Source organism: Synechococcus sp. PCC 6717, from assembly GCF_022698185.1.
Lineage (GTDB): Bacteria > Cyanobacteriota > Cyanobacteriia > Thermosynechococcales > Thermosynechococcaceae > Thermosynechococcus > Thermosynechococcus lividus.
Map to the genome: position 1 here is coordinate 352,666 of NZ_JAKLTV010000001.1, position 25,543 is coordinate 378,208.

The window sequence follows — 25,543 nt, forward strand, 5'->3', positions numbered from 1 at the left end:
CTTAGGCTGCAGCGTGGAGCGCCGCTAAATCAACCCCAAACACCTCTTGGAACACTTTCCCCACCTTATAGCCAGAGTCAATAGACTCCAGCGGGTCTTTCCGAAGGCGGTGGCGCAAACAGAGGACAATCACCCGGGCAATATCGCTGACGTTCACATCTGTACGCCCCTCCAAAGCGGCTAGCGCCTTAGCTGCACGGTTGGTGACCAGATCTCCACGCAGGCCATCCACATCCAGCTCAGCGCAGACGTGGGAAATATTGATCCGCAGTTCGTGGTCAATGGTTACCTTGGGCAGCAGTGCCTGTGCTGCGACTAGCTTGGCCTGAAGGGCTTCCTGCTCTCTTTGGTACTGGGCTAAAAAGCCTTCGGGATCGTGGTCAAAGCGCGATCGCTGCTCGACAATTTCCACCCGCAGTGTTGGATCTTTGACAGTGCGGATTTCTGCGTGCATCCCAAAGCGATCAAGGAGTTGGGGCCGCAATTCCCCCTCTTCTGGGTTGCCGGATCCCACAAGGACAAACCGCGCGGGGTGACGAATTGAAATCCCCTCGCGCTCAACCGTGTTCCAGCCGGAGGCGGCAGCATCTAGAAGGACATCCACAAGGTGATCGTCCAAGAGGTTGACTTCATCCACGTAGAGGATACCGCGGTTAGCCTTGGCCAGCAGGCCGGGTTCAAAGGCTTTGACCCCTTCGGCAAGGGCTTTTTCAATATCAATGGTGCCACAAACACGGTCTTCTGTTGCCCCTAGGGGGAGATCCACCATCGGCACTTTCTTAGTGGTGGTGGCGATCGGCTCTCCCGCAGCCACCCTCTCCTTGACTGCATCACTCATCAGGTCGGGATCACTGGGATGGCTATTAAAGGGATCGTCAGCGACAACCTCAATGTCCGGCAGCAGGTCGGCAAGGGCACGAATGGTGGTGGATTTACCTGTGCCGCGATCGCCCATGATCATTACCCCGCCAATTTTGGGGTCAATGACATTCAGCAACAATGACAGCTTCATTTCGTCTTGGCCAACAATTGCCGCAAAGGGAAAAACAGGCCGACGGGGGACAGCAGTGGCAGGCACAGGCATTGCATCGTAAAAACAGCATTAATCATTGTGCCATAGAGCGGCCTCCTCAGGAGCCGCCTAGCCGCTGAGGAGTGCTTTCATATCCCGTACCGCCTGTACCAATCCCACCAAGACGGCACGGCTAATAATGGTGTGGCCAATATTTAACTCTTCCATACCTTCAAGGCGGGCGACAGCCTGAACATTTTGGTAGGTGAGGCCATGACCGGCATTCACCCGTAACCCTAAGGCTTTGGCAGTGCTAACTCCCTGAGCCAGTGCCGCTAACTCTTGCTGCTGCGCGGCTTCCCCCTTGGCTTCGGCATAGCGCCCTGTGTGCAGTTCAACCAACTGGGCACCGGTGCTGGCGGCAGCGTTTAACTGCGCTGGATCGGCATCAATAAACAAACTGACCGGAATCCCCTTTCCTTGCAGCGTCTGCACCACTTGGGTGAGGCTCTCTTGCTGCCCTAGGACATCCAACCCCCCTTCCGTGGTCACTTCCTCCCGCCGCTCCGGCACAAGGGTGACATAATCTGGGCGCAGGTCGAGGGCGATCGCCACCATCTCTGGAGTCGCAGCCATTTCTAGGTTCAGGTGGCTGCGCACGGTTTGGCGCAGCAGTCGCACATCCCGCTCCTGAATATGGCGACGGTCTTCGCGCAGGTGCACCGTAATCCCATCAGCACCACCCAGTTCAGCCAAAACAGCAGCGGCAACCGGATCTGGCTCGACAGTGCGGCGGGCTTGGCGGATGGTTGCCACATGGTCAATGTTGACACCGAGGGTTACCAAGGTAATAAATTCCTCTTTTCACAAGTAAAACCACTGTGTATTTTAGCGAATTAGGGCGTTGCACAATATAAGTTAAGTATGATGCAAGGTTTACACTGTCAATCCAACCAAACTGTCAAAAACGGATGACGCAACGGAATCCAAAACTATCGGTACCGCAGTTGCGGTCGTCAATTTCGGGAAACACACCGTCCTCAAGGCTACCCGCCAGAGGTCAAACAACACTGCTTGAACCTCTGAAGTGCTGAAGCAGCAGTCTTTTGAGGTAAGAGCACAGGTGGAGGAGGTGAGCATAGATATGTGGGGAGGATTTCCCAACGTCGTGGAGAAGGTGTTCCCTAATGCAGTGGTTGTCATTGACCGTTTTCACGTGATAAAAGCCGTGAATCAAGAATTAAATAAAATTCGGAATCAAGTGGGTGCGTTGGGTCGAGGTAGCCAGTTTATTTGATTGAGGAATGGTCAAGATTAACGCCAGAAGAAACAGTCAAATTAGAGCAGCTTTTGCAACACTCAAAGCAATTAAAAAAGCGTACCGATGAGAAGAAGAGTTGAGTGGAATTGATGAGCAGTCGTTGACGGTTGAGGAAGGGAAGCGTCGAATTCACGAATGGCTAAATCACGCACGAGCCGTTTACAATCAAGCAATCACAACGCTTGGAAACCCTTTAGATGGAATTAGCAACTACTTTAGAAACCGCACTACCAGTGAAGCAATGGCGGGAATCAATATATCGTATTAAGTTGATTAAGCAATAAGCGTATGGCTTTGTAAACTTAAACAATTTTCGGGAAAGTTTGTTAGCGTGCTTCTCTAATTAGTAAAATTATCACCACACTAATGGGAGAGCCGAAAAGAATAAGCTTGTGAAAGTTAATCTGGGCTAATTTTAGTTAGCCAACAAGTTCATCAATCTAGGTTGGTTGCATTTCTTGATTGAACGAGGGGGGTCGGAAACACGAACTTCTCTAAGCTGGAAAACCGACCCTTCCTTGTGTGAACTGAGTTCTACTATATTCTCATAGGCTGGTTCTCTGAGCATCAGACTTAAATTGTCAACTCCAGTCCTGACATGAGGTGTAAACCCATATCAAGCCCGTGGTGATGATTTAGCCTGCAACCATAGACAGTTTTTGAGATTTTACAAGCATGGAGGATATTGTCGATGGCAAAAGTTGTTGGAATTGACTTAGGAACAACAAATTCCTGTGTAGCAGTCATGGAAGGTGGACAACCTGTTGTGATTGCTAATGCAGAAGGTAACCGAACTACGCCATCAGTCGTTGCCTTTACAAAGACTGGTGATAAGCTGGTGGGGCAAATTGCCAAACGGCAGGCGGTCATGAACCCGGAAAATACCTTCTACTCGGTTAAGCGGTTTATTGGGCGCAAATATGACGAAGTGACGGATGAATCAAAGCAGGTTTCCTACAAGGTACTGCGTGACAGCAATGGCAATGTCAAACTGGACTGCCCAATTCAGAAAAAGCAATTTGCACCCGAGGAAATTTCGGCAGAAGTGCTACGTAAGCTAGTCAATGATGCCAGCAAGTATCTGGGTGAACCGGTGAAGCAGGCGGTCATCACAGTTCCTGCTTATTTCAATGATTCTCAACGGCAGGCAACCAAAGATGCCGGACGGATTGCAGGCATTGAAGTTCTACGCATCATCAACGAACCGACGGCGGCAGCACTGGCCTATGGGTTGGATAAGAAAAGCAATGAAACCATCCTGGTGTTTGACTTGGGTGGCGGTACGTTTGATGTCTCCATTTTGGAAGTGGGCGATGGCGTGTTCGAGGTTAAATCCACTAGTGGTGACACCCACCTGGGAGGCGATGACTTCGATAAAAAGATCGTGGATTGGCTTGCCACTGAATTTCAGCGCAATGAGGGCGTTGATTTGCGTAAAGACAAGCAAGCCTTGCAACGGCTGACGGAGGCAGCAGAAAAAGCCAAGATTGAACTCTCAGGAGCCACTCAAAGTCAAATTAATTTACCGTTCATTACGGCTACCCAAGACGGGCCCAAGCACTTGGATATGACGCTGACCAGAGCGCAGTTTGAGCAATTGTGCAGTGACTTGCTCGATCGCTGCCGCAAACCTGTTGATCAAGCGCTTCGGGATGCTAAGCTAACGGCGTCTGACATCGATGAAGTTGTGCTGGTGGGTGGTTCGACTCGCATTCCAGCCGTGCAGCAATTAGTCCGGCAAATGACTGGGAAAGAACCCTGCCAGGGCGTGAATCCGGATGAGGTTGTTGCAGTGGGTGCGGCCATCCAAGCGGGGGTCTTGGCAGGGGACGTGAAAGACGTGTTATTGTTGGATGTCACGCCGCTGTCGCTGGGTGTGGAAACCCTCGGTGGCGTAATGACCAAAATTATTCCCCGTAATACCACCATTCCAGTGAAAAAATCGGAGATCTTTTCCACCGCAGCGGATGGCCAAACTAATGTCGAAATCCACGTTTTGCAAGGGGAGCGGGAAATGGCAGCGGACAACAAGAGCCTAGGAACCTTCCGACTCGACGGCATTCCTCCCGCACCCCGGGGTGTCCCCCAAATTGAAGTCACCTTTGATATTGACGCCAACGGCATTCTCTCTGTCTCGGCTCAAGACAAGGCCAGCGGCAAACAGCAATCCATTACAATCACCGGGGCTTCGACCCTTGATAAATCGGAGGTCGAACGCATGGTGAAAGAAGCCGAGCGCAACGCCGAAGCCGATCGCCGCCGCCGCGAACAAATCGATACCAAAAACACTGCCGATTCCGTTGCCTATCAAGCCGAGAAGCAGCTCAAAGACTTGGGCGACAAAGTCCCCACCGCCGACAAAACTCGGCTGGAAGGCATGGTTCAAGACCTGCGCACCGCGATCCAACAAGAAAACTACGATCGCATGAAATCCCTCACCAACGACATTCAGCAGGCGCTCATGCAAGTTGGCAGTGCAGTCTATTCTCAGCAGACCGGTGGCAGCACTACCAACGGCGGTGAAGATGTCATCGACGCTGACTTTATAGATCAAAAGTGATGAACAACTACTATCATGTTGATAGTAAGTGCTGAAGCGCTTACTAAAAGCTAAATCTTCCTAACCGCCAATTTGAAAATCTTGAATTAAGGAGCAGTAACCATGAGTTCAGCCTTTGCTAAAACCCCAGAAAAGTGCGTTTCCGCCACCTTCAAAGATGAGAAAAAGCTACAGGATGCTGTCCAACGCCTGCTCAATCGCGGCGTGCCCAAAGAGCGGATTTCCATCATTGGACGTAACTTCCAATCGGAAGCTCGCATCACTGGGTTTTTGACTAAAAAAGACGTGATTTTGGATGGTTTGGCCAGCGGTGCGCTCTATGGTTCCCTATTTGGCTCTGTTTTAAGCCTGCTTACCGGAGTCGGTGTGCTGTTTATTCCCTTTTTAGGTGCAGTTGTCGCAGCAGGGCCACTGGGGGCGGCGCTACTGGGAGCGACTAGTGGTGCCCTCTACGGGGCGCTGGGTGCAGGGTTAGGCTCTGCGCTCATCTCATTGGGAATGCCCCAAGATAAGGCTGCTATTTATCAAACGCGTGTGCAGGCGGGTGAATTTTTGCTGGTCGTAGAAGTTCCTGAAGAGAAATCGGGTGAAACTTTCCTACTTTTACAAAGTGCAGGGGGTGAAGAAGTTGCTATTACAGATATGCAGTTGCCCCGTGAACCCGAAGGCGAATTGACAGGCAGTGACCAAATTTCGCCAGAGATCAAGGCGGATTTGTCCGAAGAGGCGCAGCAAACCTTTGTGGAAGCCTATAACCAGTCTCTCAGCGAATCTCCAGAGACAACCAATGCTTTGAAAACAGCCTGGGAGCGCATCAAGCAATTATTCGATCGCGACGACAAGGGCATCTTTTCTAAACGCAAAGCAAGTTAGCTTCCCTGGGGTTCGACTCAATACCAACTGGATCAATTCCAAACGGCTCCTTACTTGACTTGATGGGAAACAGACAATGAATGCTGACATAGCAGATGAAATTCAACAAAGCTCAAGCTGGTCAATTGCATTAGGTGTTGTGATGGTTCTGCTCGGGGTTGGAGCAATTTTAGAACCGTTCGTTGCCACGATCGCAGTGGCGATCGCGCTGACCTGGTTTTTGTTAATTGTAGGTATTGTTCGGATCGTTCAGGCAGTTCAATCCCGCAGACAAAAAGGCTTCTGGCTCAAGCTACTGGTTGGGCTTTTCTATGTCCTCGCCTGGATTTTGCTGATTACTAATGTTTTTGGAGCGGCCCTCACCTTTACCCTCGTCCTAGGAAGCCTCATTTTGGTTGAGGGGATCTTAGAGGTGATTGCCGCATTTAAAGTGCGCCCAGACGGTAACTGGATTTGGCTATTGTTCAGTGGCATCCTGTCCATAATTCTGAGCGTCTTAATTCTGTATCAATGGCCCAGCAGTGCAACTTGGTTACTGGGAGTCTACGCAGGAACTAGTTTTTTGTTTACCGGAATCTGGATGATTATGCTGCCTCTGGCAGTTCGCAAGCAGATCAGCTAGGAGGCAATCATTCATGATAATTTGAGGCAAGAACTTGCCTCCCTCTCACTCTGGAACGCTTCAAGAAGTAAGTTACAACTAATAGGAGATTTGCTCATGACTCTTGCAAACATCATTCAGTCTGACGTTCAAGCTCATCAGGAGATTGAGAAGGAAAGACAGGAGGCAACAACTGAAGCTGAAAAGCGTGTCGATCAGGAAGCAATCGCGGCGATCGCCGAAACTCGCAATGCCATCACCGCAATCGATGAGGGTAAAACCCCAGATGCCATCCAAGCCCTAGAACGGGCAACTGGAAAGCTAGATATTCTGCTGGCACGGTATCCTAACCTCTCGCTTATCCCAATCTCGTCTCAAGTCACAGTCCTTGATTTGGCTCCGCTGGACTTTGACATCATTGCAGAAATTCGTGCTGCTGCGAAGGTCGCCACAGATGTCGATGATTTTCCCAATGCTCGTGCCCTATTGCATAACTTGACGAGCGAGATTCGCACAACCACAGTCAATTTGCCTTTAGAAACCTATCCAGATGCAATGAAAGAGGCAGCCCGATTGTTGGAGCGAGGACAGATTGATGAAGCGCGAACAGAGTTGAAACTGGCACTCTCAACTCTGGTTGTAACTGAACAATCTCGACCAATTCCATTGATCGTTGGACTTGCCAACTTAGTTGCAGCATCTGCACTTGCCAAAAACAAGTCGCAGAACATGACAGAGCAGGATCAGGATAAAATTTTGAAGTTGCTGAAAGAGAGTCGCACCCAACTCAATCGGGCAAAAGAATTGGGATATGTTAGCAGCAATACCGACTACAAAGAGTTGCAGCGGATGATTAAGGATATTGAGCGGCAAGTGAGAGCAAAGGACTCAACAGAAGGGCCATTTGCCAAACTTCGGGAACAGTTCTCCAGTTTCCTAAAGCGGCGATCAGAGAAAGTCAGCAAGTCTGTACAAGAAGGTCAACAAGCCACAAATTCTCAAGCTAATTAACAGAGAAGAAAGCAGTTTTTTTATCCTCTACGTTCCTGTATCTTTGTTGAAAAATCATGAATCAACTTAATGTCCTGAAGAAGTTGCAGACTTTGGTGGTAGGTTTTTTAGTTTTCTGGCTATTACTCATCACTCCCACTTGGATGGCGAGTGCGGCTGCTATCTCTAATACGTCCAATCTTGAGAGCATCAATCAACCTGATTCCAGCCTTCAGCAAGAAATTGAAAAGGAAAAACAGGCAGCACTGGATGAGGCTGAGAGCCGTCTAGATCAAGAAGCGATCGCTGCCATAGAAGAAACACGCAAGGCGATCGCGGCAATTGCTGAGGGCAAAACTCAAGATGCATTACAAGCTCTAGAGCGGGCAACGGGCAAGCTAGATATACTTTTAGCCCGCTACCCTGAGTTAGGGTTGGTGCCAGCATTCACTCAAGTCGCTGTGATTGATGTCGCACCACTGGACTTAGATACCGTTCAACGTCTTCGGAATCAAATTAAAAGTGCCATTAATGCTGAAGATTTCCCAGCTGCGCGAGAACTACTCAACAATTTGATGAGTGAAATTCGCACCGTAACGTTCAACCTACCTCTCGCCACTTATCCAGATGCCATGAAACAGGCAGCGCGATTGCTAAACGAGAAACAAGCAGAAGCGGCAAAAGAGGTTTTGCAAAAGACACTTTCTACCTTAGTGATCACTGAACAAGCACGACCGATTCCATTGATTGAGGCTCACACAAAACTCCTTGGTGCTGTTGCTGTTGCCGATCTTGATCGAAGTGATGCTGGGCGACTCTTAGAAGACGCACGGAATTATCTACAACTGGCAAAAGAATTGGGATACGCCCGGCGCGATCCCGACTACGCTGAACTGGATCAAGCCATTAAAGATATCCAGCGACAATTGCGAGCAAACGAGAAAACTGCCAGCGCCTTCGCTAAACTACAAGACAAGTTCTCTAGCTTCTTTAATCGAGTTTCTGAGGTTAAGCAGGCTGCCTAAAAAGCGTGTTTAAAAATAAGCTCGCAAAGATTCGATTCTGAACTTTTGACCCTAACCAGCTTAGCGAGTCTAATATGTGCCCATTCTGGTCAACCTCCTTTATTTTTCCTAGCTTTATCGGAAACTCCGTCTTGAGAGGTATCCATGGCTACCACTGATTTCAAAGACTATTACAACATCCTGGGAGTCAGTAAAACCGCAACGCCAGAGGAAATCAAGAAAGCCTATCGTAAACTGGCACGCAAGTATCACCCAGACTTAAATCCTGGTGATCAAGAGGCAGAAGCTCGCTTCAAAGAGATCAACGAAGCCCACGAAGTGCTTTCTGATCCAGAAAAACGCCAGAAATACGATCAGTTTGGGCAATATTGGAAGCAGGCATCGGCAGGKGCACCGCCMCCCGGCGGCACTGGCTTTGAAGGGATGGACTTCGGCCAGTACAGCAGTTTTGATGACTTTATTAGCGAACTGCTAGGGCGTTTCGGGCGCAGCGGTGGAGCTGGGCGGCGGGTGTATACCTACCGAACCACAACCGGACCAGAGGAATTCCGAGAGTCTGTGGAGTTTGGCAGCTTTGGGGACGACCCCTTCAGTCGCTTCGTGGAAATGCCCGCTCAGGATACGGAAGCGGCGATCGCCCTCACCCTTGCTGAAGCCTTCCACGGCACCCAAAAACGGTTACAAATTGGGGATGAAACGGTTACTGTTCGTATTCCACCTGGAGCCAAGTCCGGCAGCCGCATTCGGGTCAAGGGCAAAGGGCAGATGAGTCCGTTTAGCCAGCAGCGGGGGGATTTATATCTTACTATCGAGTTACTGCCCCATGCCTTTTATAAATTTGAAGGCAATAATTTAATTTGTGAAGTTCCGATTAGCCCAGCAGAAGCCGTACTCGGTGCTCAAATAAAAGTTCCGACCCCTGACGGAAAGGTAACGATGAGCATCCCTCCTGGCGTGGATTCTGGACAAACCTTGAGATTACGTGGCAAAGGCTGGCGCGATCCCAAAGGTAATCGAACTGATTTGCTGGTACGGCTGAAAATTGTCACCCCGAAAGACTTAAGTAGGCAGGAAAGAGAATGCTATGAGAAGTTGCAGCAGATTAGCAGTTTTGATCCTCGAGGTGCGATCGCGGAGGTGCATCTATGACCACTAGCATGGGGCTTTCACGAATTGTTTGGTCGAATGCAGGCGATCGCCTCTACAGCTTTGAACAAGCCGCTTACTTTACCCAAACCTCAGTGCCACTCATTGAGCAATTTGTGACGTTAGGTCTAGTTGAACCAACAGGCACGATGCTGCGCCGCCAAGATCTCGTCCGCGTGGTGCAGATTCAACGCCTGCGTCGCGATTTGGGATTAAATTTAGTCGGTGCCGCGATGGTACTCGACATGGCCGCCGAGATTGCGCAGCTCAAGGCTCAACTGCGCGCTTATCAAACAGAGTTTGGAACCAGGCATTAATGGGTTGGTCTTTAAATATCAAACTACTGACTGCAATTGATTCCTAGGTACAATTATGATTGCGGAAATTGGGAAAATACTCGTCGTTCTCGGTGCTGGTATCCTATTACTAGGAGGCTTGCTCTGGCTCAGTAGTGGAACTTTGAAGCACATTCCTTTTGGTCGTTTACCTGGCGATATTTTAGTGCAGAATGAGTATTTTACCTTCTACTTCCCCTTGACCACTGGTATCCTCTTGAGCCTTAGCTTAAGTGTCTTGCTCTGGTTAGGAAAATTCATTACCAGTCGCTAATTTAATGAATTGGACACGTTCTCTCATGGCCATGAATTATCCATCCTCACCGAATCAACGCTGGCAATCATGGTTTGAAAGAGACACTATTGTACGCAATCTGGAGTTTTTCCAGAATTTTATTGTAATATCTCTATGCATTGGTTTGTTTTGTGTTATGTTGATTCGGTTAGGCGAAATGTTTCTTTCCCTGTGGAAACCGATCAATTTTCAAGCCATCACATCTGATATTTTGTTTGTTCTCATCTTGGTAGAGATCTTTCGCTTGTTAATTATCTACCTCCAAGAACAGCGGATTTCTATTGGGGCAGCGGTAGAAGTTTCTTTGGTTTCAGCATTGCGGGAAGTGATTTTACAGGGAGTTGTCGATATTCCCATCGATCACCTACTGGGAGTCTGCACTTTTCTAGTTGTTTTAGGGGGATTATTATATTTGCGAGTCTGGATATTCCAGCAATTTGAGGCAATTTCAATTACAAGAAGTGAATCCCTCTCCCAAGTCAATACTGACGATGCATCCGACAGTCAAAAGTTTCGATTACGCCGTCGTTCCCCATCCATTGAGCAATATCCCTTTTAGGGGCTGTCCATCCCAGCCCCTGTTGGTACTGGTCTTAGCAATTTCTCTCCTGCCAAAATAAAAGTTGAGAGTGTGGGCATCTCGCTTCGTCGGGGAGCCAGTGCAAGACCCCTCTGTAAGCAGACACCGTTTCTTTACCGTTGACCAAACCCATTGGGATGCAAGCCCCGTCCTTCAGGACGGTGGAGAATGTCAAGTTGATTACCATGGGTTTGCCCTTCTGTGGCATTCTGAAAGGGAGGATATTATCCTTGGCGTAGAAGTGAGGCGAGAGAGCACCCTATGCAAACCCTGCCTAATCCAGTTCAAGCTGCCCCCACGCCCGTAGAGACGGCAATTGTGCGGCGCAAGACCCGACCGGTTCCCGTGGGATCCATCACCATTGGCGGTGGTTATCCGGTAGCGGTGCAGTCGATGATTAACGAAGATACGCTAGACATTGATGGTTCAGTGGCTGCCATTCGTCGTCTCCACGAAATTGGTTGTGAAATTGTGCGGGTGACGGTACCTAGTCTTGCCCACGCCAAAGCGATGGAAGAGATTCGCGATCGCCTCTACAAGACCTATAAACCTGTTCCTCTGGTGGCGGATGTTCACCATAATGGCATGAAAATTGCCCTAGAAGTGGCCAAGTACGTGGATAATGTTCGCATTAATCCGGGGCTGTACGTGTTTGAAAAGCCCAAGGGCGATCGCACCGAATATTCTGCGGCGGAATTTGCTGAAATTGGCGACAAAATCCGCGAAACCCTTGAACCCCTAGTGATTTCCCTGCGGGATCAGGGTAAATCCATGCGCATTGGTGTAAACCATGGCTCGTTAGCCGAGCGGATGCTCTTTACCTACGGTGATACCCCCGAAGGCATGGTGGAATCAGCCCTAGAATTTATCCGTATTTGTGAGTCCTTGAATTTTTACAACCTTGAAATTTCCCTCAAAGCCTCGCGGGTACCCGTGATGCTGGCAGCTAACCGACTAATGGTGAAACGCATGGATGAGTTGGGGATGGACTATCCCCTCCACCTTGGGGTGACCGAAGCAGGAGATGGCGAATACGGACGCATTAAATCCACCGCTGGCATTGGCACCCTCCTAGCCGAGGGTATTGGCGATACCATCCGCGTCTCTCTCACGGAAGCGCCGGAAAAAGAAATCCCCGTGTGCTATGGGATTTTGCAGGCACTAGGGCTGCGGCGCACCATGGTGGAGTATGTCGCCTGCCCGTCCTGTGGTCGTACGCTGTTTAACCTTGAGGATGTCTTACACAAAGTGCGTGAAGCCACGAAGCATTTAACTGGCCTGAATATTGCCGTGATGGGGTGCATTGTCAACGGCCCCGGAGAAATGGCCGATGCCGACTATGGGTATGTGGGCAAGCAACCGGGCTATATTTCCCTGTATCGCGGTCGGGAAGAGGTAAAGAAAGTGCCCGAGTCAGAAGGGGTGGCAGCCCTCATTGACCTCATTAAAGCTGACGGTCGATGGATTGACCCGCAATGACGGTCGTGCGCCCCAATGAAGCATTGACACGGTTAATGCTAGGGAACCAGCGGTTTGTGCAGCACCGGCTCGATAACCCCCATCGTGACTTCACCCGTATTGAAGCTGTGGCGGAGCATCAAGAACCCTTTGCTGCCATCCTCAGTTGCGCTGACTCGCGGGTTATTCCTGAAGTTCTGTTTGATCAAGGGATTGGCGACATGTTCGTCATTCGGGTTGCTGGCAACTTAGCCATGATGGATACGGTCGCTAGCGCCGAGTACGCGATCGCCGTGCTGGGGGTTTCGCTATTGATGGTATTGGGTCATGAACGCTGTGGTGCAGTGAAAGCCACTCTCACGGGAGGCAGCTTTCCAGGAATTATTAGCACCCTCGCCGAATCAGTGGCTCCTGCTCTCAAAGCCACCCAACACCAGACAGGCGATCGCCTCACCAACGTTATTCAAGCCAATGTCCACCTCCAACTGGAGCGCCTGTCTCGCTCCACAGTTGTTAAAGCCGCTATGGCCAAGGGGCAACTGCGCTTAGTGGGTACCTACTACGATTTAGATACCGCCGAAGTGCAAATCCTTGAAGACCGTCCTGATGCTGGTGTTTGAGAGTAAAAGTCATGACCGCAGAAACAATTTTTAGCCGCATTATTCGCCGCGAGATCCCCGCTGATATTGTCTATGAGGATGAGCTGTGTCTGGCCTTCCGCGACATCAACCCCCAAGCCCCGATCCACATTTTGATTATTCCGAAAAAGCCAATCCCGCAGCTTAGTCTTGCGGAACCGGAAGACCACCGGGTACTGGGTCACCTGCTGTTGAGCGCCAAGCGGATTGCCGAAAACGAGGGGCTGAGCAATGGCTATCGCATTGTGATCAACAATGGCGCAGATGGCGGGCAAACCGTTTATCACCTCCACCTTCACCTGCTGGGAGGCAGAGCCTTCCAGTGGCCCCCTGGGTGAGGCCACCACAGTTATTTACTTTCTGTAATGCTTTTTAAGGGCGATCGCCGAAAACTCGTAGCTTAAGATACAGTTTCTAAGGATAACGCCCCCTTAACCTATGGGAGATTATTGCTTTCATTGATAGAGATAGCACCCCCCATGGCTCAACAATTTGGACTTGGACGACGTAAATTTATTGTGTATGGCTCCGCCGCCTTAGGAACGAGCCTATTGATCAAAGGCTGTGCTCCAGCCACAGACACCGGTGGTGGTGGCACAACAGCAGGCAGTGGTGAGACGATTAAAGTCGGCATTTTGCACTCCCTCAGTGGCACCATGGCCATCAGTGAAAAAAGCGTCGTTGATGCCACCCAGCTAGCCATCGACGAAATTAACAGTGCTGGCGGTGTCCTCGGTAAACAGATTGAGCCAATCCTTGAAGACGGTGCCTCCGACTGGCCGACCTTTGCCGAAAAAGCCACAAAACTGATCGATCAAGATAAAGTTGTTGTTGTCTTTGGCTGTTGGACCTCTGCCTCCCGCAAAGCTGTGCTGCCAGTGTTTGAGGCTAAAAATCATATGCTCTGGTACCCCGTGCAATATGAAGGTCAAGAATGCTCTAAAAATATTTTCTATACGGGGGCAGCCCCCAACCAGCAAATTGAACCTGCCGTAGATTGGTTGCTGGAAAATAAAGGGAAAAAATTCTTTCTGGTCGGCTCTGACTACGTCTTCCCCCGCACTGCCAATACCATTATTAAGGCTCAACTCGCGGCCAAAGGTGGGGAAACGGTCGGTGAAGACTATCTGCCCCTTGGCAGCATCGAGGTCACCCCCATTATTACCAAGATTCGCTCTGCTCTCCCCGATGGCGGTGTTATTTTTAACACCCTGAACGGCGATAGTAACGTTGCCTTCTTCAAACAACTGCAGGGGGCGGGGTTAACTCCCGATAAATACCCCACCATGTCGGTAAGTATTGCTGAAGAAGAAGTTCAAGCCATTGGTGTGGAGTACCTCAAGGGGCACTACGCTGCTTGGAATTACTTCATGACCGTTGATACGCCCCAAAACAAAACCTTTGTGGAGGCCTTCAAAGCAAAATTTGGCCAAAATCGCGTTACCAACGACCCCATGGAGTCTGCCTATATTGGGGTTAACCTGTGGAAGCAAGCAGTGGAGCAGGCGGGAACCGCTGATGATCTCGAAAAAGTGCGCCAAGCCGCCATTGGCCAAGCCTTTGATGCACCCCAAGGCCCGGTGAAGATGTTCCCCAATCACCATATTTCGCAAACGGTGCGCATTGGAGAAGTGGGCGACGATGGCCTCTTTAAGATTGTTTATGCCACCCCACAGCCAGTGGATCCGCTGCCGTGGAACCAGTTCGTGGCTGAAACCAAAGGCTTTACCTGCGACTGGACGCGCACTGATGTAGAGAATCCCGGCCAATTCCGGATGGAAGGGTCATAATCTAGCCATTTGGTAGCTTCAAAAACAGTTTGTGCCACCCCGACCGTTGACGATCAAGGTTAACTGTTGGCGGTGGCTCTTTAACCCTAACCTTGTTTAGCCATGACGTTTTTGCTTGAGAGTATTTTTAATGGCACGAGCATTGGCGCAGTCTTGCTGTTGGCAGCACTGGGCTTAGCCATTGTCTTTGGCATTATGGGGGTGATTAATCTTGCCCACGGCGAACTAATGATGCTGGGAGCCTACACTACCTTTGTGGTGCAAAATGCCTTTCGGGCACTGGGAGATAGCTGGTTCGACTGGTACTTGCTGGTGGCTGTTCCCCTCGCCTTTGCCCTAGCGGCTGGCGTTGGTGTTATGCTCGAGCGCAGTGTCATCCGCTATCTCTACGGTCGCCCCCTCGAAACCCTATTGGCGACGTGGGGGGTGAGTTTGATTTTGCAACAGTTGGTGCGCAGTATTAGCTGGCAGATGACCCTGCAAATTGCCCTCTTTTGCCTCCTGTTTTTTGGGGGTATGTGGCTGCTCAAGGGACGTACCATAGCTCAGCGTTGGCACGCTTGGGTAACCCCTGTCTTGCTAGTGCTGTCTTTGGGAATTGGTATTACAACGGGGCTGGCTGTAGGGGGGGCAGCGGGCTTAGCTGTGACTAAGCCGTGGTTTGGTGCCCAAGGGGTTGATGTCACCGCACCCAGTTGGTTGCGGGCGGGGGTGAACCTCTTGGGGGTGCAATTTCCCTTTGTGCGCTTGTTTATTATTGCCTTGACAGCAGTATGCTTGGTGGCCATTTATCTGTTCCTGCTGCGATCGCAATGGGGGTTGCGCATTCGTGCGGTTACCCAAAACCGCAGTATGAGTGCTTGCCTAGGCATTCCCACTCAAACTGTGGATGCCTTGACCTTTGCCCTCGGATCAGGGCTGGCTGGGATTGCTGGCTGTGCTATTAGTCTGCTGGGGTCGGTGAGCCCAAACACTGGTCAAAACTATATTGTTGATGCCTTTATGGTGGTGGTGGTCGGCGGGGTCGGCAAAATTGTTGGCTCCATTGTAGCTGCCTTGGGGATTGGTTTTGTCAACTATGTGATTGGCTCTGGGCTCTTCACGCGATTCTTGGCACCCGGTACGGGGCTTTACGACTTCTTTGAGTTTTTTGCCAGTACCAGTATGGCGCGGGTGATGGTCTTTATCCTCATTATTACCTTCTTGCAAATTCGCCCTGCTGGCTTATTTCCGCAAAAAGGACGTACCGTCGATGCCTAAGTTACCTAAACTGTCGTTTCCTAAGCATCGTATCAGTGCTCCAGAGTTAGGAGTGGTGGCTGCCCTTGCCTTAGTTTTAATCTTTATTATGCCCCTTGTCCTGCCCGGCTTCCGTTTGGATCTGCTGCATCGCTATTTGGCACTGGCAATTGTGGCGCTTGGCATTGACCTGATTTGGGGATTTACGGGCTTACTGAGCTTAGGGCATGGCATTTTCTTTGCCTTGGGCGGCTATGCGATCGCTATGCATATTAAACTGCAAGTCCCAGCAGGCGCCGCCAGTCCTCTGCCGGATTTCATGACCCTTTATGGGGTCACGGAGCTACCTTGGTTTTGGTATCCGTTCTATTCCTTTGCCTTCGCTGCGGTAGCAGTGGTGCTGATTCCGGCACTCTTGGGGGCAATTCTAGGCTATCTAGTGTTTCGCAACCGCATTCGCGGCGTTTACTTTTCCATCCTTACCCAAGCGGCCATTATCGTCTTCTTTAATTTCTTTAACGGTCAGCAAAAGCTTTTTAACGGCACTAACGGTCTCACAGACTTTCAGACCCTTTTAGGGGTACCCGTACGGGATGCCCAAACGCAGTATTGGTTTTACGTGCTGACGGTGATCTTCCTCGCGCTGGCGTATTTGCTCTGTCGTTGGCTGACCATGGGACGCTTTGGCCGACTCTTGGTGGCGATTCGCGATGATGAAGCTCGGGTGCGCTTTTCCGGCTACAACCCCACTAGCTATAAGGTACTGGTGTTTGCCATTTCTGCTGCCCTAGCGGGGATTGGCGGTGCTTTTTTTACGCTGCGAACCGGGATCATCTCGCCGCGTGCGATGGATATTGCCTTTTCCATTGAGATGGTGATCTGGGTGGCGGTGGGCGGTCGTGCCAGCCTGATCGGCGCAATTTTAGGGGCACTGCTTGTGAACTTTGCCCGTAGTTTGCTAAGTGAGCAGTTTGCAGATATTTGGCTCTTTTTCCAAGGGGCGCTGTTCCTCATTGTTGTGTTGGCCTTACCCACGGGAATTGTGGGCTGGCTGCGGACGGAGAGCCATTTGTTTTTGGCAAGACTGCTGGGGCGACCCCAACCTTTGGCCACCTATCCTGAATTGGAGCTAGACCCAGACATACAGTACGAGCGTGACGTTCTCAAGCAGGAGGGCAAACACCCATCGTGACACCACCGATTCTAGAAATTGAGGATCTCACCGTTAGCTTTGATGGCTTTAATGCCCTGAATCACCTTTCGTTTCAAATGGAAACGGGAGAGCTAAGGGTGATCATTGGTCCCAATGGTGCTGGGAAGACCACTTTCTTAGATGTCATTACCGGCAAAGTGAAGCCTACCCAAGGCCGAGTACTGTTCAAAGGCCGTAATCTCCGCCGTTATAGCGAAGATCAGATTGCCCGTTTTGGCATTGGCCGTAAGTTTCAAACACCGCGAGTGTATCTCAATTTAACGGTACGAGAAAACTTAGAGTTAGCGGGTGCCCGGCAAAAAGGCGTGCTCTCAACCCTGTTACACCCCTTACCCAAACCGGATCGGGAGCGGATTCAGGCCTTGATTGAAACCATTGGCTTACGGCCGAAAGCCAATTTTCCCGCAGGCTTACTCTCCCACGGCGAAAAGCAATGGTTAGAGATTGGGATGCTGGTGGCGCAATCACCGGATCTATTACTGGTGGACGAGCCAGTGGCGGGTCTTACGGATGAGGAAACCCGTCTCACAGGAGAACTCTTAGTGGCGCTGGCGGAAAACCATTCCATTATTGTGATTGAGCACGATATGGAGTTTGTGCGGCAAATTGCCCGTACGGTTACGGTGCTCCACGAAGGCTCGGTACTGTGCGAAGGCTCCATCGAAGATGTCCAGAATGACCCCCGCGTGATTGAGGTCTATTTGGGGGCACCCTTAGAAGAACCTACCTCCCAGAAACAGCCATGACCCGTGTTGATCACTACCCTTTACCCACGACTGCGGTGGCCGCCGATTGGATGCTGCGGGTGCGCGGTCTGAATGTCTATTACGGTGAAAGCCATATCCTACGGGATATTGATCTGAGTGTGCCTACCGGTAAGATGGTGTGCCTGATTGGTCGCAATGGCGTTGGCAAAACTACTCTCCTCAAGAGTATCATTGGCTTACTCAACCCCCGCCAAGGTGAACTGGTGTGCCAAGAGCAGTCATTACTGCCGCTGCGTCCGGATCAGCGGGCAAAGCTGGGGATTGGCTATGTTCCCCAAGGCCGTGAGATCATTCCACGGCTGACGGTTAAGGAAAATTTACTGCTGGGGTTAGAGGCACGTCCGCACTCTGCTCGCAAAGGTGATATTCCCGAGGACATTTTTGAGTTGTTTCCCGTCCTGAAGAAGATGCTACACCGTATGGGGGGCGACCTGAGTGGGGGGCAACAACAGCAGTTGGCGATCGCCCGGGCATTGATGGGGCAGCCCAAGCTTTTGCTGCTGGATGAACCCACTGAGGGAATTCAGCCCTCAATTATTTTAGAAATTGAAGCCGCCGTCCGACGGATTATTGCTGCCCGTGGTATTTCTGTCCTTTTGGTGGAGCAGCACCTCCACTTTGTGCGCGAAGCCGATTGGTACTACGCTATGCAAAAGGGGGGGATTGTTGCCTCAGGCCCAACCAGCGACCTCAGTCAAGATGTGATTCAGCGGTTTTTGGCAGTTTAGGCGTCTGCCCGTCTATATCAATCTCTATATCAATCTAGGGTGCTGGGCTGCTCTACAAGGGTGACCCGCCGCGGTTGAGCGAGTTGCCGCAGTAGCGGTTGGAGGGTGGCGAGGGTCTGGTTTAGGGTCTGGAGCACTAATTGCAGGCTGCCCGTCTCTGCAAGTGCGTTGAGGGCATCGCTCAGTTGCTCGATGAGGAGCAGTCGCTGTTGCAGGCGTTGTTCGCTTTGCGAGAGTAACTGGGCTATAGACTGGCCGTGCTGGCGCAGTTCTTGGCCAATGGCTATGTGCTCTTGATTAACGCGCTCAAGAAGTTGAAGTTGGCTTGTTTCTAGCTGCTCTAGCAATCGCTGAAATGACGCATCGGCAGACTGCTGTTGCGTGGTGATGGCCGCCACAAACTGTTGGCGATCGCTCACCATTGCCCGTGCTAAATGGGTGAGGTTTTGCAGCAGTTGCTCGAGCCGCTCGGTAGCGGGTGCCATCAGGGCTTCTGGATTGGGTAACTCGGCTCGGATGACTTCTTGCAGTACCGCTTTGAGGGTGTCTGGTGCCAGCGCCGCTGGACTGGCACCCATGGGTAAGCGCGGTAGCAGATAATCGTTAATGTAGGTGTCAATTTGCAGCAGTAACTTGGCTTCCCAGCGCTCAACCGCCACTAAAGGAATCATGACAAAAACACTCAAGACTAAGGCCACGAGGGTGGTGTCAAAGGCAACCGCCAAGCCAGTGGTGACGCTGCCAATCCCCTCCTTAATTTGGTTGACATCCTGAGCCGTTTCCAAAAAACTGGAAAACCCACTCACCGCTTGGCTAATGCCAACTACGGTGCCGATGAAGCCCAGCAGCGGGATCGCCCACACCAAAACCCGTGGAATAGTGTAGGAGGCATCCGCTGCTGCTGCTGCACTGCCACTGTCTTCTGCGGCAACGTCTGCGGCAATGGCGCGCTGCTCACTGGTCATAAATGCCGCCAATACTCGCCCACAGCGATTGGGGAGCAGCCCCTGGCGTTGGGCTAAGGTCTGCTGTAAGTAAGCAACATCCCGCGCCGTTGTCAGGGGATAGTTAGCCGGGATCCAATTTTGGCGCAGGCTGGGAAACTGCTGCACCAAGGCGATCGCCTTCAGAAGAGTAAAGATCAGCACTGTCCAGGCAAAAAACAGCGCCACAGGTTGGGTCCACCCCCGTGCAAGAAGTAATTGTCCCAAGTAGGTACCCTGAAACGGCAGAAACCCAATATAGACCCCTACAGTGGCCACAAGGGCGATCGCCAACGCCAGCCACAGATTCGCCCGGATATCCTTACGCGCAACCGCCACCGGGGTCAACGGCGGCGTTGAGGTTAGCACAGGGGTTGAAGAAGCAGTCATACTCACCGTCACGGATAATGCAAACGTTTACCATCTTACTGAACCCCAGCCTGCCCCTCTCAGGGCTTGGGTGCAATCGCGGTACTCTGCTGCCAACGCCAAATCCCGGCCAACAGGCTACCAATCAGCGAATGGGTCACCCCTGAAATGGCACAGGGGACGGCGGTCAGGGGGTTAGCGAACGCTTGCCGTGCCAAGGCCACCCCCAACCCCGAATTTTGCATCCCCACCTCAATGGAAATCGTGCGACAGGTTCGCTGGGAATAGCCCMCCCATCGTGCGATGTAGTACCCGCCAAAGAAGCCAATACTATGCAGGGAGATCACCGCCGCCAACAGCTGCACCCCATGGGTAAGAATCGCACTGGCACTTGCGGCAAAAACCCCACCGCAAATGATGCAAATTCCCAAAACTGAAATAAAGGGGGAAATAGGCAGTACCTTTTTCACCAGATTAGGTGCCTTTGTATTCAAGGCAAGACCCACCAGAATAGGCAACAGCACCACCTGCACCGTTCCCCAAAACAACTGCATTGCATTCACTTCCACGTACTGCCCCGCCAACAGTTTTGTTAGGAGCGGGGTGAGCACAACGGCCGCTAACGTAGAGCAGAGGGTCATCACCACCGACAGAGCAACGTGGGCACGAGCAATAAAGCTCACCACATTAGAGGCCGTTCCCCCCGGACAGCAAGCAACCAGAATCAGACCCACCGCAAAGGGGGGTGGCAACTGGTAAAGACGCGCCACCAGCCATCCGGCCGTTGGCATGATCAAGTACTGCGCTAAGAATCCCAAGGCAACAGAGCGAGGCATTAAACCGACAGCCTTAAAGTCCGCCCAACTGAGGGTCAGCCCCATCCCCAGCATCACCACCATCAAAATCCAGACGATGTAGTCGCTGGTCACCCACAAAAACAGCGGCGGATGCAGCAGCGCAACAATAGCAGTGATCAAGACCCATAGGGGAAAAAGATTGGTCAGCCACTCAAGGCGAGACATGGTGGGCACTGCTCCCTAGGGGGTGGGTCGCCGCCGCTGCAAAAACTCTGGAATATCCAGCTTAGGCTTGCCCTCAGGGTCTGTTGGCTCAGACTTTGGAGCGGGCACAGAGGCAACATTCGATTGGGGCTTGCTAGGGAGGGGGGGGGCTTTGGCAACCGTGCGGCTGCGGGGAGTGGCCTCCCCCGTGAAGCCCGTTGCAATAACCGTGACTTGCACTTCGCCCTGTAGCTCGGGATCAATCACCGCCCCAAAGATAATGTTGGCATTCGCATCGGCCACATTGTAGATGACCTCTGCGGCAGCATTGACTTCGTGCAACGTTAAATCCGTTCCGCCAGTAATGTTAAAGACAACCCCTTTGGCGCCTTCAATAGAGCCTTCCAAAAGGGGTGAAGAAATGGCCGTCATCGCTGCTTCTGCCGCTCGGGATTTACCAGAGGCAATGCCAATCCCCATCATGGCAGAGCCAGCATCGGCCATCACAGAGCGAATATCCGCAAAGTCAACGTTAATCAGACCCGGCAGGTTAATAATGTCGGAGATGCCCTGTACCCCTTGGCGCAGCACATCGTCTGCCACGCGGAAGGCATCCTGCACAGAGGTTTGCTCAGAAATGACGGAAAGAATTTTATCGTTGGGAATAACAATAAGGGTATCTACCCGACTTTGCAATGCCTCAATGCCTTCGTCTGCTTGAGTTGCCCGTCGTCGGCCTTCAAAAGTAAAGGGGCGAGTCACCACTGCAACAGTGAGGGCACCTTGCTCCTTGGCAACTTCCGCCACAATGGGCGCAGCACCCGTGCCTGTGCCGCCCCCCATCCCACAGGTAATAAAAATTAAATCAGCATCCTTCAGTGCCGCCGCAAGCTCTTCCCGGGATTCTTCGGCAGCTTTTTGGCCAATGGCCGGATTGCCACCTGCTCCAAGGCCCCGGGTTAATTTTTGGCCGATTTGTAAGGCGCGATGGGCTTGAGACTGGGCGATCGCTTGGGCATCAGTATTGACCGACCAAAACTCAACGCCAGCAACATTACTGGCAATCATGCGATTGACTGCATTGCCACCACCACCACCGACGCCAATGACTTTAATGCGGGCTGCTGACGTTTCCACCAAATTCTCATGACTCCTTAACACATCGGTCGGCGCGCTATAACCATTTTCGCCAGATGCAACCTCAGAATTTCCTGCAGCAAAAGACTCGGGATGATCAACGGGAACGCTTTCTGCAGGAAAATAGTGCTCTGACTCCATAAGACAACGTTCTTTACCCATGATAAATATGGGGCAACTATATCATGAACTCTAGTAAAGGCATGATTAACATCTACAAAATTATAAATAGGTCGTCCTCATTTTGGCAGACCTATCAACAGATAACGTGAAGGCAGTGTGTCCACTGACGAGCAAATTGACTGCCTAGGGTTTGGATTCAGATCAAAGCTTCGCTAGAGTGTTTTAGGAACCATTGCACAACCTGTCGGAAGAGGAAAGGACGCATGAAACGGCTGTGGACGCAACGTCTAACGCTCATAGGCCTTGCGCTGTTACTGTGGGGGTTGCTCACGAGTGTCAGTTGGGCTGGGGTAAACGACGATCGCTACGACGGCAACATTTTTGCCCTTTACGGTGGCAACGGCTCCCTCGTGCCGCCCAAAGTTAGCCTCAGCCAATCGCTAAAGAGCGATCGCGCCACGCTGCTGGTGTTTTACGTCAACGACAGCCGTGACTGCAAACAGTTTGCCACCACTATCTCCCAACTACAGGGCTATTATGGCCGTGTCACAGACTTTATTCCTATTGATATTGATGCTCTACCCCTAGGGGCTGAATTTACCGCCACCGATCCGGGGTACTACTACAAAGGATTGGTGCCGCAAACCCTAATTTTTGATCGGCAGGGGCGGCTCCGCCAAGAGGTGGTGGGCAATGTCCCCTTTGAAACCCTTGACGATACCCTGCGGCAGGTCTTTGATCTGTTGCCTCGCTCGGAGTCACCAGAACTACGGTCTCGCTCTGTGAATGACAGCCTCCCCAATTTGTAGAGGAGAGGATTGACACTCCCACCGACTAAAGTCGGGGGATTCTTACGCAGTCCACAAACGAACTCGTAAAGGCGTGAGCAAACCGCCCCTACACAGTTCCTTGAGGCAAAGCCCCAAAGTTCTGCTTACTTGTAACAACTGTCGCCGATTGGGTTTTTCACCAAGGATGGCGATTAAGTATAGATTAGCACAGAGCAACTAAAGTTGCTAGGTAGCTTTTCCTCCCCGTACTTTAGTACGGGGCTACCAAGCTATCCCTCTGTGTGCAATGGCTCCTAAAGCCAGCGATCGCCCGCTTCTGCTGTAAGCAATGCTCTGCTACCAACAACCTCAATCACAATCCGCGAACTAACTGCGCTACATTAAGGAAATATAAATTCATGACCAACGGCCATCAATGGAGGTAAGGCGTGATTCGTCCCGACAGTCAAGTGATCTTAGAGGTGCGTGACCTCACCGCAAATGTAGAGGACACGCCAATTCTCAAGGGATTAAATCTGACGATCCGTGCGGGCGAAGTCCATGCGATCATGGGGCCCAATGGCTCCGGTAAAAGTACCTTCTCAAAAATTTTAGCGGGACACCCTGACTACACGGTCACCGGTGGTGACATCCGCTACAAGGGTCAAAATCTTCTGGAGTTGCCCCCCGAAGAACGGGCACGGGAGGGAGTGTTCTTAGCCTTTCAGTATCCCTTAGAGATCCCGGGGGTGAGTAATCTGGACTTTTTGCGGGTGGCCTACAATGCCAAACAGAAGCATTTAGGGCGCGAGGAACTGGATGCCTTTGATTTTGATGATTTGGTGCGCCAAAAAATTGACCTTGTTAAGTTGGAGGATAGCTTCCTACAGCGAGGGGTAAATGAAGGCTTTTCAGGGGGGGAGAAAAAGCGCAACGAGATTTTGCAAATGGCCTTGTTAGAGCCAACGCTAGCGATTCTTGACGAAACGGATTCGGGTTTAGATATTGATGCCCTACGAATTGTGGCCAATGGGGTGAATCAACTGACAACTCCAGATAACTGTATTTTGTTGATTACCCACTACCAACGACTGTTGGACTACATTGTGCCGGATTATGTCCATGTCATGGAGGCCGGACGCATTGTCCTTACTGGCTCTAAGGAGTTGGCGTTAGAACTAGAAGCACGCGGCTATGACTGGGTGCGGGAAGAGGAGGTGGTCACCCCATGACGATTACCGTTGTGGCGAACTCAGATCAGGCGGATCTACCGTTGGTGCCTGCGCAAAATGAACTCGAGCATCTGCTGGCTTTAGCACCCGCTTTTCAGGAGCCGACCTTAAGTGCACTGCGGCAAGCGGCAATTGCCCGCCTACGGGAACAGCACCTGCCTACCCCACGAGAGGAGGACTGGCGGTTTACCGATCTATCACGGCTGCGATCGCGATCTTTTCAGGCACCGATTGCCCCCCTTGCCCCTGAGATTGTTGCTGAAGTGCGGCATTTACTGTGCGAACGCGCTTTTGCTACGGCGGCACAACTTGTTCTTATTGATGGCCACTATTGTGCCGAGCTATCCCGCTTCAGTAGCGATCGCCTACAAAAAATACCCCCTCCCCAAGCCGTAGGTAGCATTGTCACTCCAGAGGTCTTCAGCGACTTAAATGCTGCCCTATTGGCCGAGGCAATTGCCTTGCGGGTAGAGTACCCCATTGCTGACCCCATTGAAATTTTTTACGTCAGCAGCCGTCAGCAGCAGAGCGTGGTGGCACCCCGACTGTGGGTAGAGGTGGCCGCCAATGCTGAGGCCACCTTAATTGAGCGGTTTATGTCCCTGACCGGTGACCAGCAGTTTACCAATAGTGTCACCGAGCTTCAGATAGCGGCGAATGCTCGCCTTAATCACGTGCGGATTCAACACCAGTCCCCCACTGCCCTGCATATTGGCTACACCGCCATCCGCCAAGATCGCAACAGTCGCTATCGGGGGCACGCCATTGATCTCGGCGGTAGCCTCAGTCGTCATCACTGGCAGATTCAGGCAATCGCCGCGGCTACGACCACTAGCCTCAAAAGCTTAGCTATTGGCATGAACGACCAGATTGTTGATACCCACTCAGTGGTTCTGTTCCAAGCCCCCCATAGCCGCAGTGAACAGGTTCACAAGTGCATTTTGGGCGATCGCGCCCACGGTATTTTTAACGGCAAAGTGATCGTACCGCAGCAGGCGCAGCTCACCGATGCCAGCCAATTAAATCGGACGCTACTTCTTTCTGATAAGGCTCGGGTGGATACAAAACCCCAACTGGAAATTGTGGCCGATAATGTCAAGTGCTCCCACGGTGCCACCGTCAGCCAGTTGGCCGCTGAAGATATTTTCTATCTGCGGAGTCGGGGTCTGGATGAGCGACAGGCGCGAGATCTATTGGTCAAAGCCTTTGCTTTGGAACAGCTTGCTGACCTTCACCCCGAACCCCTGCGGCAAGAGCTAGAGGAAGCCTTGCTGGCGGCTCTGCGCTAGGTGACGAATTGGGAGGATTGAGGTGCAACAGTCATCGCTAGTTGGTATTGAGCGTCCTTCCTCCTTCG

26 protein-coding genes are annotated in these 25,543 nt (G+C 51.5%); 21 read left to right on the top strand and 5 right to left on the bottom strand.

Translation table 11 applies throughout. The features are described 5' to 3' along the window. Position 1 precedes the first annotated feature (1 nt). Positions 2 to 1,084, bottom strand: a complete 1,083-nt coding sequence (gene bchI / locus L5470_RS01730) for a magnesium chelatase ATPase subunit I (RefSeq protein WP_099798204.1) — start codon at positions 1,082 to 1,084, stop codon at positions 2 to 4. Positions 1,085 to 1,141: 57 nt separating this feature from the next. After that, a complete protein-coding gene (locus tag L5470_RS01735) occupies positions 1,142 to 1,858 on the bottom strand; it encodes a pyridoxine 5'-phosphate synthase (RefSeq protein WP_099798205.1) in 717 nt (238 codons plus the stop codon). A gap of 241 nt (positions 1,859 to 2,099) precedes the next feature. On the opposite strand from L5470_RS01735, the gene L5470_RS01740 reads away from it, so the two are divergent. The 18 genes from L5470_RS01740 (at position 2,100) to urtE (ending at position 18,571) form a co-directional block, all read left to right on the top strand. Beyond that, positions 2,100 to 2,309, top strand: coding sequence for a transposase (locus L5470_RS01740; RefSeq protein WP_499497768.1), 210 nt, complete (start codon positions 2,100 to 2,102; stop codon positions 2,307 to 2,309). 715 nt (positions 2,310 to 3,024) lie between these two features. Further along, positions 3,025 to 4,893, top strand: a complete 1,869-nt coding sequence (gene dnaK / locus L5470_RS01745; RefSeq protein ID WP_499497770.1) for a molecular chaperone DnaK — start codon at positions 3,025 to 3,027, stop codon at positions 4,891 to 4,893. A 102-nt stretch (positions 4,894 to 4,995) separates the two neighbouring features. Continuing rightward, positions 4,996 to 5,766, top strand: a complete 771-nt coding sequence (locus tag L5470_RS01750; RefSeq protein WP_499497772.1) for a ChaB family protein — start codon at positions 4,996 to 4,998, stop codon at positions 5,764 to 5,766. A 76-nt stretch (positions 5,767 to 5,842) separates the two neighbouring features. Then, positions 5,843 to 6,388, top strand: a complete 546-nt coding sequence (locus tag L5470_RS01755) for an HdeD family acid-resistance protein (protein WP_499497774.1) — start codon at positions 5,843 to 5,845, stop codon at positions 6,386 to 6,388. Between the two features lie 96 nt (positions 6,389 to 6,484). After that, complete coding sequence (locus L5470_RS01760; RefSeq protein ID WP_073549363.1) at positions 6,485 to 7,378, top strand: YfdX family protein; 894 nt, start codon at positions 6,485 to 6,487, stop codon at positions 7,376 to 7,378. Positions 7,379 to 7,434: 56 nt separating this feature from the next. Next, the gene (locus tag L5470_RS01765) at positions 7,435 to 8,382 is read left to right on the top strand and encodes a YfdX family protein (protein ID WP_009756726.1); all 948 of its coding nucleotides are present in this window, start codon (positions 7,435 to 7,437) and stop codon (positions 8,380 to 8,382) included. 144 nt (positions 8,383 to 8,526) lie between these two features. Continuing rightward, entirely contained in the window at positions 8,527 to 9,531 is a 1,005-nt protein-coding gene (locus L5470_RS01770) for a DnaJ C-terminal domain-containing protein (protein WP_499497777.1), read from the top strand. Further along, on the top strand, positions 9,528 to 9,845 hold the full coding sequence (locus L5470_RS01775; RefSeq protein ID WP_499497779.1) for a chaperone modulator CbpM: 318 nt from the start codon (positions 9,528 to 9,530) through the stop codon (positions 9,843 to 9,845). Before L5470_RS01770 ends, L5470_RS01775 begins: the two co-directional genes overlap by 4 nt. A gap of 55 nt (positions 9,846 to 9,900) precedes the next feature. After that, positions 9,901 to 10,137, top strand: coding sequence for a DUF2905 domain-containing protein (locus L5470_RS01780; RefSeq protein ID WP_499497781.1), 237 nt, complete (start codon positions 9,901 to 9,903; stop codon positions 10,135 to 10,137). A gap of 31 nt (positions 10,138 to 10,168) precedes the next feature. After that, positions 10,169 to 10,717: a phosphate-starvation-inducible PsiE family protein gene (locus L5470_RS01785; protein ID WP_499497783.1), complete on the top strand. Its 549-nt coding sequence runs from the start codon at positions 10,169 to 10,171 to the stop codon at positions 10,715 to 10,717. A 282-nt stretch (positions 10,718 to 10,999) separates the two neighbouring features. Next, complete coding sequence (gene ispG / locus L5470_RS01790; RefSeq protein WP_499497785.1) at positions 11,000 to 12,217, top strand: (E)-4-hydroxy-3-methylbut-2-enyl-diphosphate synthase; 1,218 nt, start codon at positions 11,000 to 11,002, stop codon at positions 12,215 to 12,217. Further along, complete coding sequence (locus L5470_RS01795) at positions 12,214 to 12,816, top strand: carbonic anhydrase (RefSeq protein WP_499497787.1); 603 nt, start codon at positions 12,214 to 12,216, stop codon at positions 12,814 to 12,816. Before ispG ends, L5470_RS01795 begins: the two co-directional genes overlap by 4 nt. Before the next feature lie 11 nt (positions 12,817 to 12,827). Further along, a complete protein-coding gene (locus L5470_RS01800; RefSeq protein WP_099798213.1) occupies positions 12,828 to 13,172 on the top strand; it encodes a histidine triad nucleotide-binding protein in 345 nt (114 codons plus the stop codon). A 141-nt stretch (positions 13,173 to 13,313) separates the two neighbouring features. Next, the gene (gene urtA, locus L5470_RS01805; RefSeq protein WP_499497790.1) at positions 13,314 to 14,624 is read left to right on the top strand and encodes an urea ABC transporter substrate-binding protein; all 1,311 of its coding nucleotides are present in this window, start codon (positions 13,314 to 13,316) and stop codon (positions 14,622 to 14,624) included. A 102-nt stretch (positions 14,625 to 14,726) separates the two neighbouring features. Beyond that, complete coding sequence (locus L5470_RS01810; RefSeq protein WP_099798215.1) at positions 14,727 to 15,884, top strand: ABC transporter permease subunit; 1,158 nt, start codon at positions 14,727 to 14,729, stop codon at positions 15,882 to 15,884. After that, positions 15,877 to 17,055, top strand: a complete 1,179-nt coding sequence (gene urtC, locus L5470_RS01815; protein ID WP_099798216.1) for an urea ABC transporter permease subunit UrtC — start codon at positions 15,877 to 15,879, stop codon at positions 17,053 to 17,055. The genes L5470_RS01810 and urtC overlap by 8 nt, the downstream gene beginning before the upstream one ends. Next, positions 17,052 to 17,822, top strand: coding sequence for an urea ABC transporter ATP-binding protein UrtD (urtD, locus tag L5470_RS01820; protein ID WP_448513721.1), 771 nt, complete (start codon positions 17,052 to 17,054; stop codon positions 17,820 to 17,822). Before urtC ends, urtD begins: the two co-directional genes overlap by 4 nt. After that, positions 17,819 to 18,571, top strand: a complete 753-nt coding sequence (urtE, locus tag L5470_RS01825) for an urea ABC transporter ATP-binding subunit UrtE (protein ID WP_448527079.1) — start codon at positions 17,819 to 17,821, stop codon at positions 18,569 to 18,571. Before urtD ends, urtE begins: the two co-directional genes overlap by 4 nt. A gap of 29 nt (positions 18,572 to 18,600) precedes the next feature. Here urtE and L5470_RS01830 read toward each other — a convergent pair whose 3' ends face one another. The 3 genes from L5470_RS01830 to ftsZ all read right to left on the bottom strand — a co-directional run bounded on the left by L5470_RS01830 (position 18,601) and on the right by ftsZ (position 22,223). Next, complete coding sequence (locus L5470_RS01830) at positions 18,601 to 19,923, bottom strand: MotA/TolQ/ExbB proton channel family protein (protein ID WP_499497794.1); 1,323 nt, start codon at positions 19,921 to 19,923, stop codon at positions 18,601 to 18,603. A gap of 80 nt (positions 19,924 to 20,003) precedes the next feature. Continuing rightward, entirely contained in the window at positions 20,004 to 20,945 is a 942-nt protein-coding gene (locus L5470_RS01835) for a bile acid:sodium symporter family protein (RefSeq protein WP_499497796.1), read from the bottom strand. Positions 20,946 to 20,960: 15 nt separating this feature from the next. Continuing rightward, positions 20,961 to 22,223, bottom strand: coding sequence for a cell division protein FtsZ (gene ftsZ, locus L5470_RS01840; RefSeq protein WP_499497798.1), 1,263 nt, complete (start codon positions 22,221 to 22,223; stop codon positions 20,961 to 20,963). Between the two features lie 224 nt (positions 22,224 to 22,447). Here ftsZ and L5470_RS01845 point away from each other — a divergent pair, with 224 nt between their 5' ends. The 3 genes from L5470_RS01845 to sufD all read left to right on the top strand — a co-directional run bounded on the left by L5470_RS01845 (position 22,448) and on the right by sufD (position 25,475). After that, the gene (locus L5470_RS01845; protein WP_099798220.1) at positions 22,448 to 22,993 is read left to right on the top strand and encodes a thylakoid membrane photosystem I accumulation factor; all 546 of its coding nucleotides are present in this window, start codon (positions 22,448 to 22,450) and stop codon (positions 22,991 to 22,993) included. A gap of 410 nt (positions 22,994 to 23,403) precedes the next feature. Further along, the gene (gene sufC, locus L5470_RS01850; RefSeq protein ID WP_099798521.1) at positions 23,404 to 24,186 is read left to right on the top strand and encodes a Fe-S cluster assembly ATPase SufC; all 783 of its coding nucleotides are present in this window, start codon (positions 23,404 to 23,406) and stop codon (positions 24,184 to 24,186) included. Beyond that, a complete protein-coding gene (gene sufD, locus L5470_RS01855; protein ID WP_099798522.1) occupies positions 24,183 to 25,475 on the top strand; it encodes a Fe-S cluster assembly protein SufD in 1,293 nt (430 codons plus the stop codon). Before sufC ends, sufD begins: the two co-directional genes overlap by 4 nt. The last annotated feature ends 68 nt before the right edge of the window (positions 25,476 to 25,543 follow it).

Excerpts from the sequence above, each read along its gene's own strand:
- bchI (WP_099798204.1), bottom strand. The coding sequence starts at position 1,084 with ATGCCTGTGCCTGCCACTGCTGTCCCCCGTCGGCCTGTTTTTCCCTTT.
- dnaK (WP_499497770.1), top strand. The coding sequence starts at position 3,025 with ATGGCAAAAGTTGTTGGAATTGACTTAGGAACAACAAATTCCTGTGTA.
- L5470_RS01750 (WP_499497772.1), top strand. The coding sequence starts at position 4,996 with ATGAGTTCAGCCTTTGCTAAAACCCCAGAAAAGTGCGTTTCCGCCACC.
- L5470_RS01755 (WP_499497774.1), top strand. The coding sequence starts at position 5,843 with ATGAATGCTGACATAGCAGATGAAATTCAACAAAGCTCAAGCTGGTCA.
- L5470_RS01760 (WP_073549363.1), top strand. The coding sequence starts at position 6,485 with ATGACTCTTGCAAACATCATTCAGTCTGACGTTCAAGCTCATCAGGAG.
- L5470_RS01765 (WP_009756726.1), top strand. The coding sequence starts at position 7,435 with ATGAATCAACTTAATGTCCTGAAGAAGTTGCAGACTTTGGTGGTAGGT.
- L5470_RS01775 (WP_499497779.1), top strand. The coding sequence starts at position 9,528 with ATGACCACTAGCATGGGGCTTTCACGAATTGTTTGGTCGAATGCAGGC.
- L5470_RS01780 (WP_499497781.1), top strand. The coding sequence starts at position 9,901 with ATGATTGCGGAAATTGGGAAAATACTCGTCGTTCTCGGTGCTGGTATC.
- L5470_RS01785 (WP_499497783.1), top strand. The coding sequence starts at position 10,169 with ATGAATTATCCATCCTCACCGAATCAACGCTGGCAATCATGGTTTGAA.
- ispG (WP_499497785.1), top strand. The coding sequence starts at position 11,000 with ATGCAAACCCTGCCTAATCCAGTTCAAGCTGCCCCCACGCCCGTAGAG.
- L5470_RS01795 (WP_499497787.1), top strand. The coding sequence starts at position 12,214 with ATGACGGTCGTGCGCCCCAATGAAGCATTGACACGGTTAATGCTAGGG.
- L5470_RS01800 (WP_099798213.1), top strand. The coding sequence starts at position 12,828 with ATGACCGCAGAAACAATTTTTAGCCGCATTATTCGCCGCGAGATCCCC.
- urtA (WP_499497790.1), top strand. The coding sequence starts at position 13,314 with ATGGCTCAACAATTTGGACTTGGACGACGTAAATTTATTGTGTATGGC.
- L5470_RS01810 (WP_099798215.1), top strand. The coding sequence starts at position 14,727 with ATGACGTTTTTGCTTGAGAGTATTTTTAATGGCACGAGCATTGGCGCA.
- urtC (WP_099798216.1), top strand. The coding sequence starts at position 15,877 with ATGCCTAAGTTACCTAAACTGTCGTTTCCTAAGCATCGTATCAGTGCT.
- urtE (WP_448527079.1), top strand. The coding sequence starts at position 17,819 with ATGACCCGTGTTGATCACTACCCTTTACCCACGACTGCGGTGGCCGCC.
- ftsZ (WP_499497798.1), bottom strand. The coding sequence starts at position 22,223 with ATGGGTAAAGAACGTTGTCTTATGGAGTCAGAGCACTATTTTCCTGCA.
- L5470_RS01845 (WP_099798220.1), top strand. The coding sequence starts at position 22,448 with ATGAAACGGCTGTGGACGCAACGTCTAACGCTCATAGGCCTTGCGCTG.
- sufD (WP_099798522.1), top strand. The coding sequence starts at position 24,183 with ATGACGATTACCGTTGTGGCGAACTCAGATCAGGCGGATCTACCGTTG.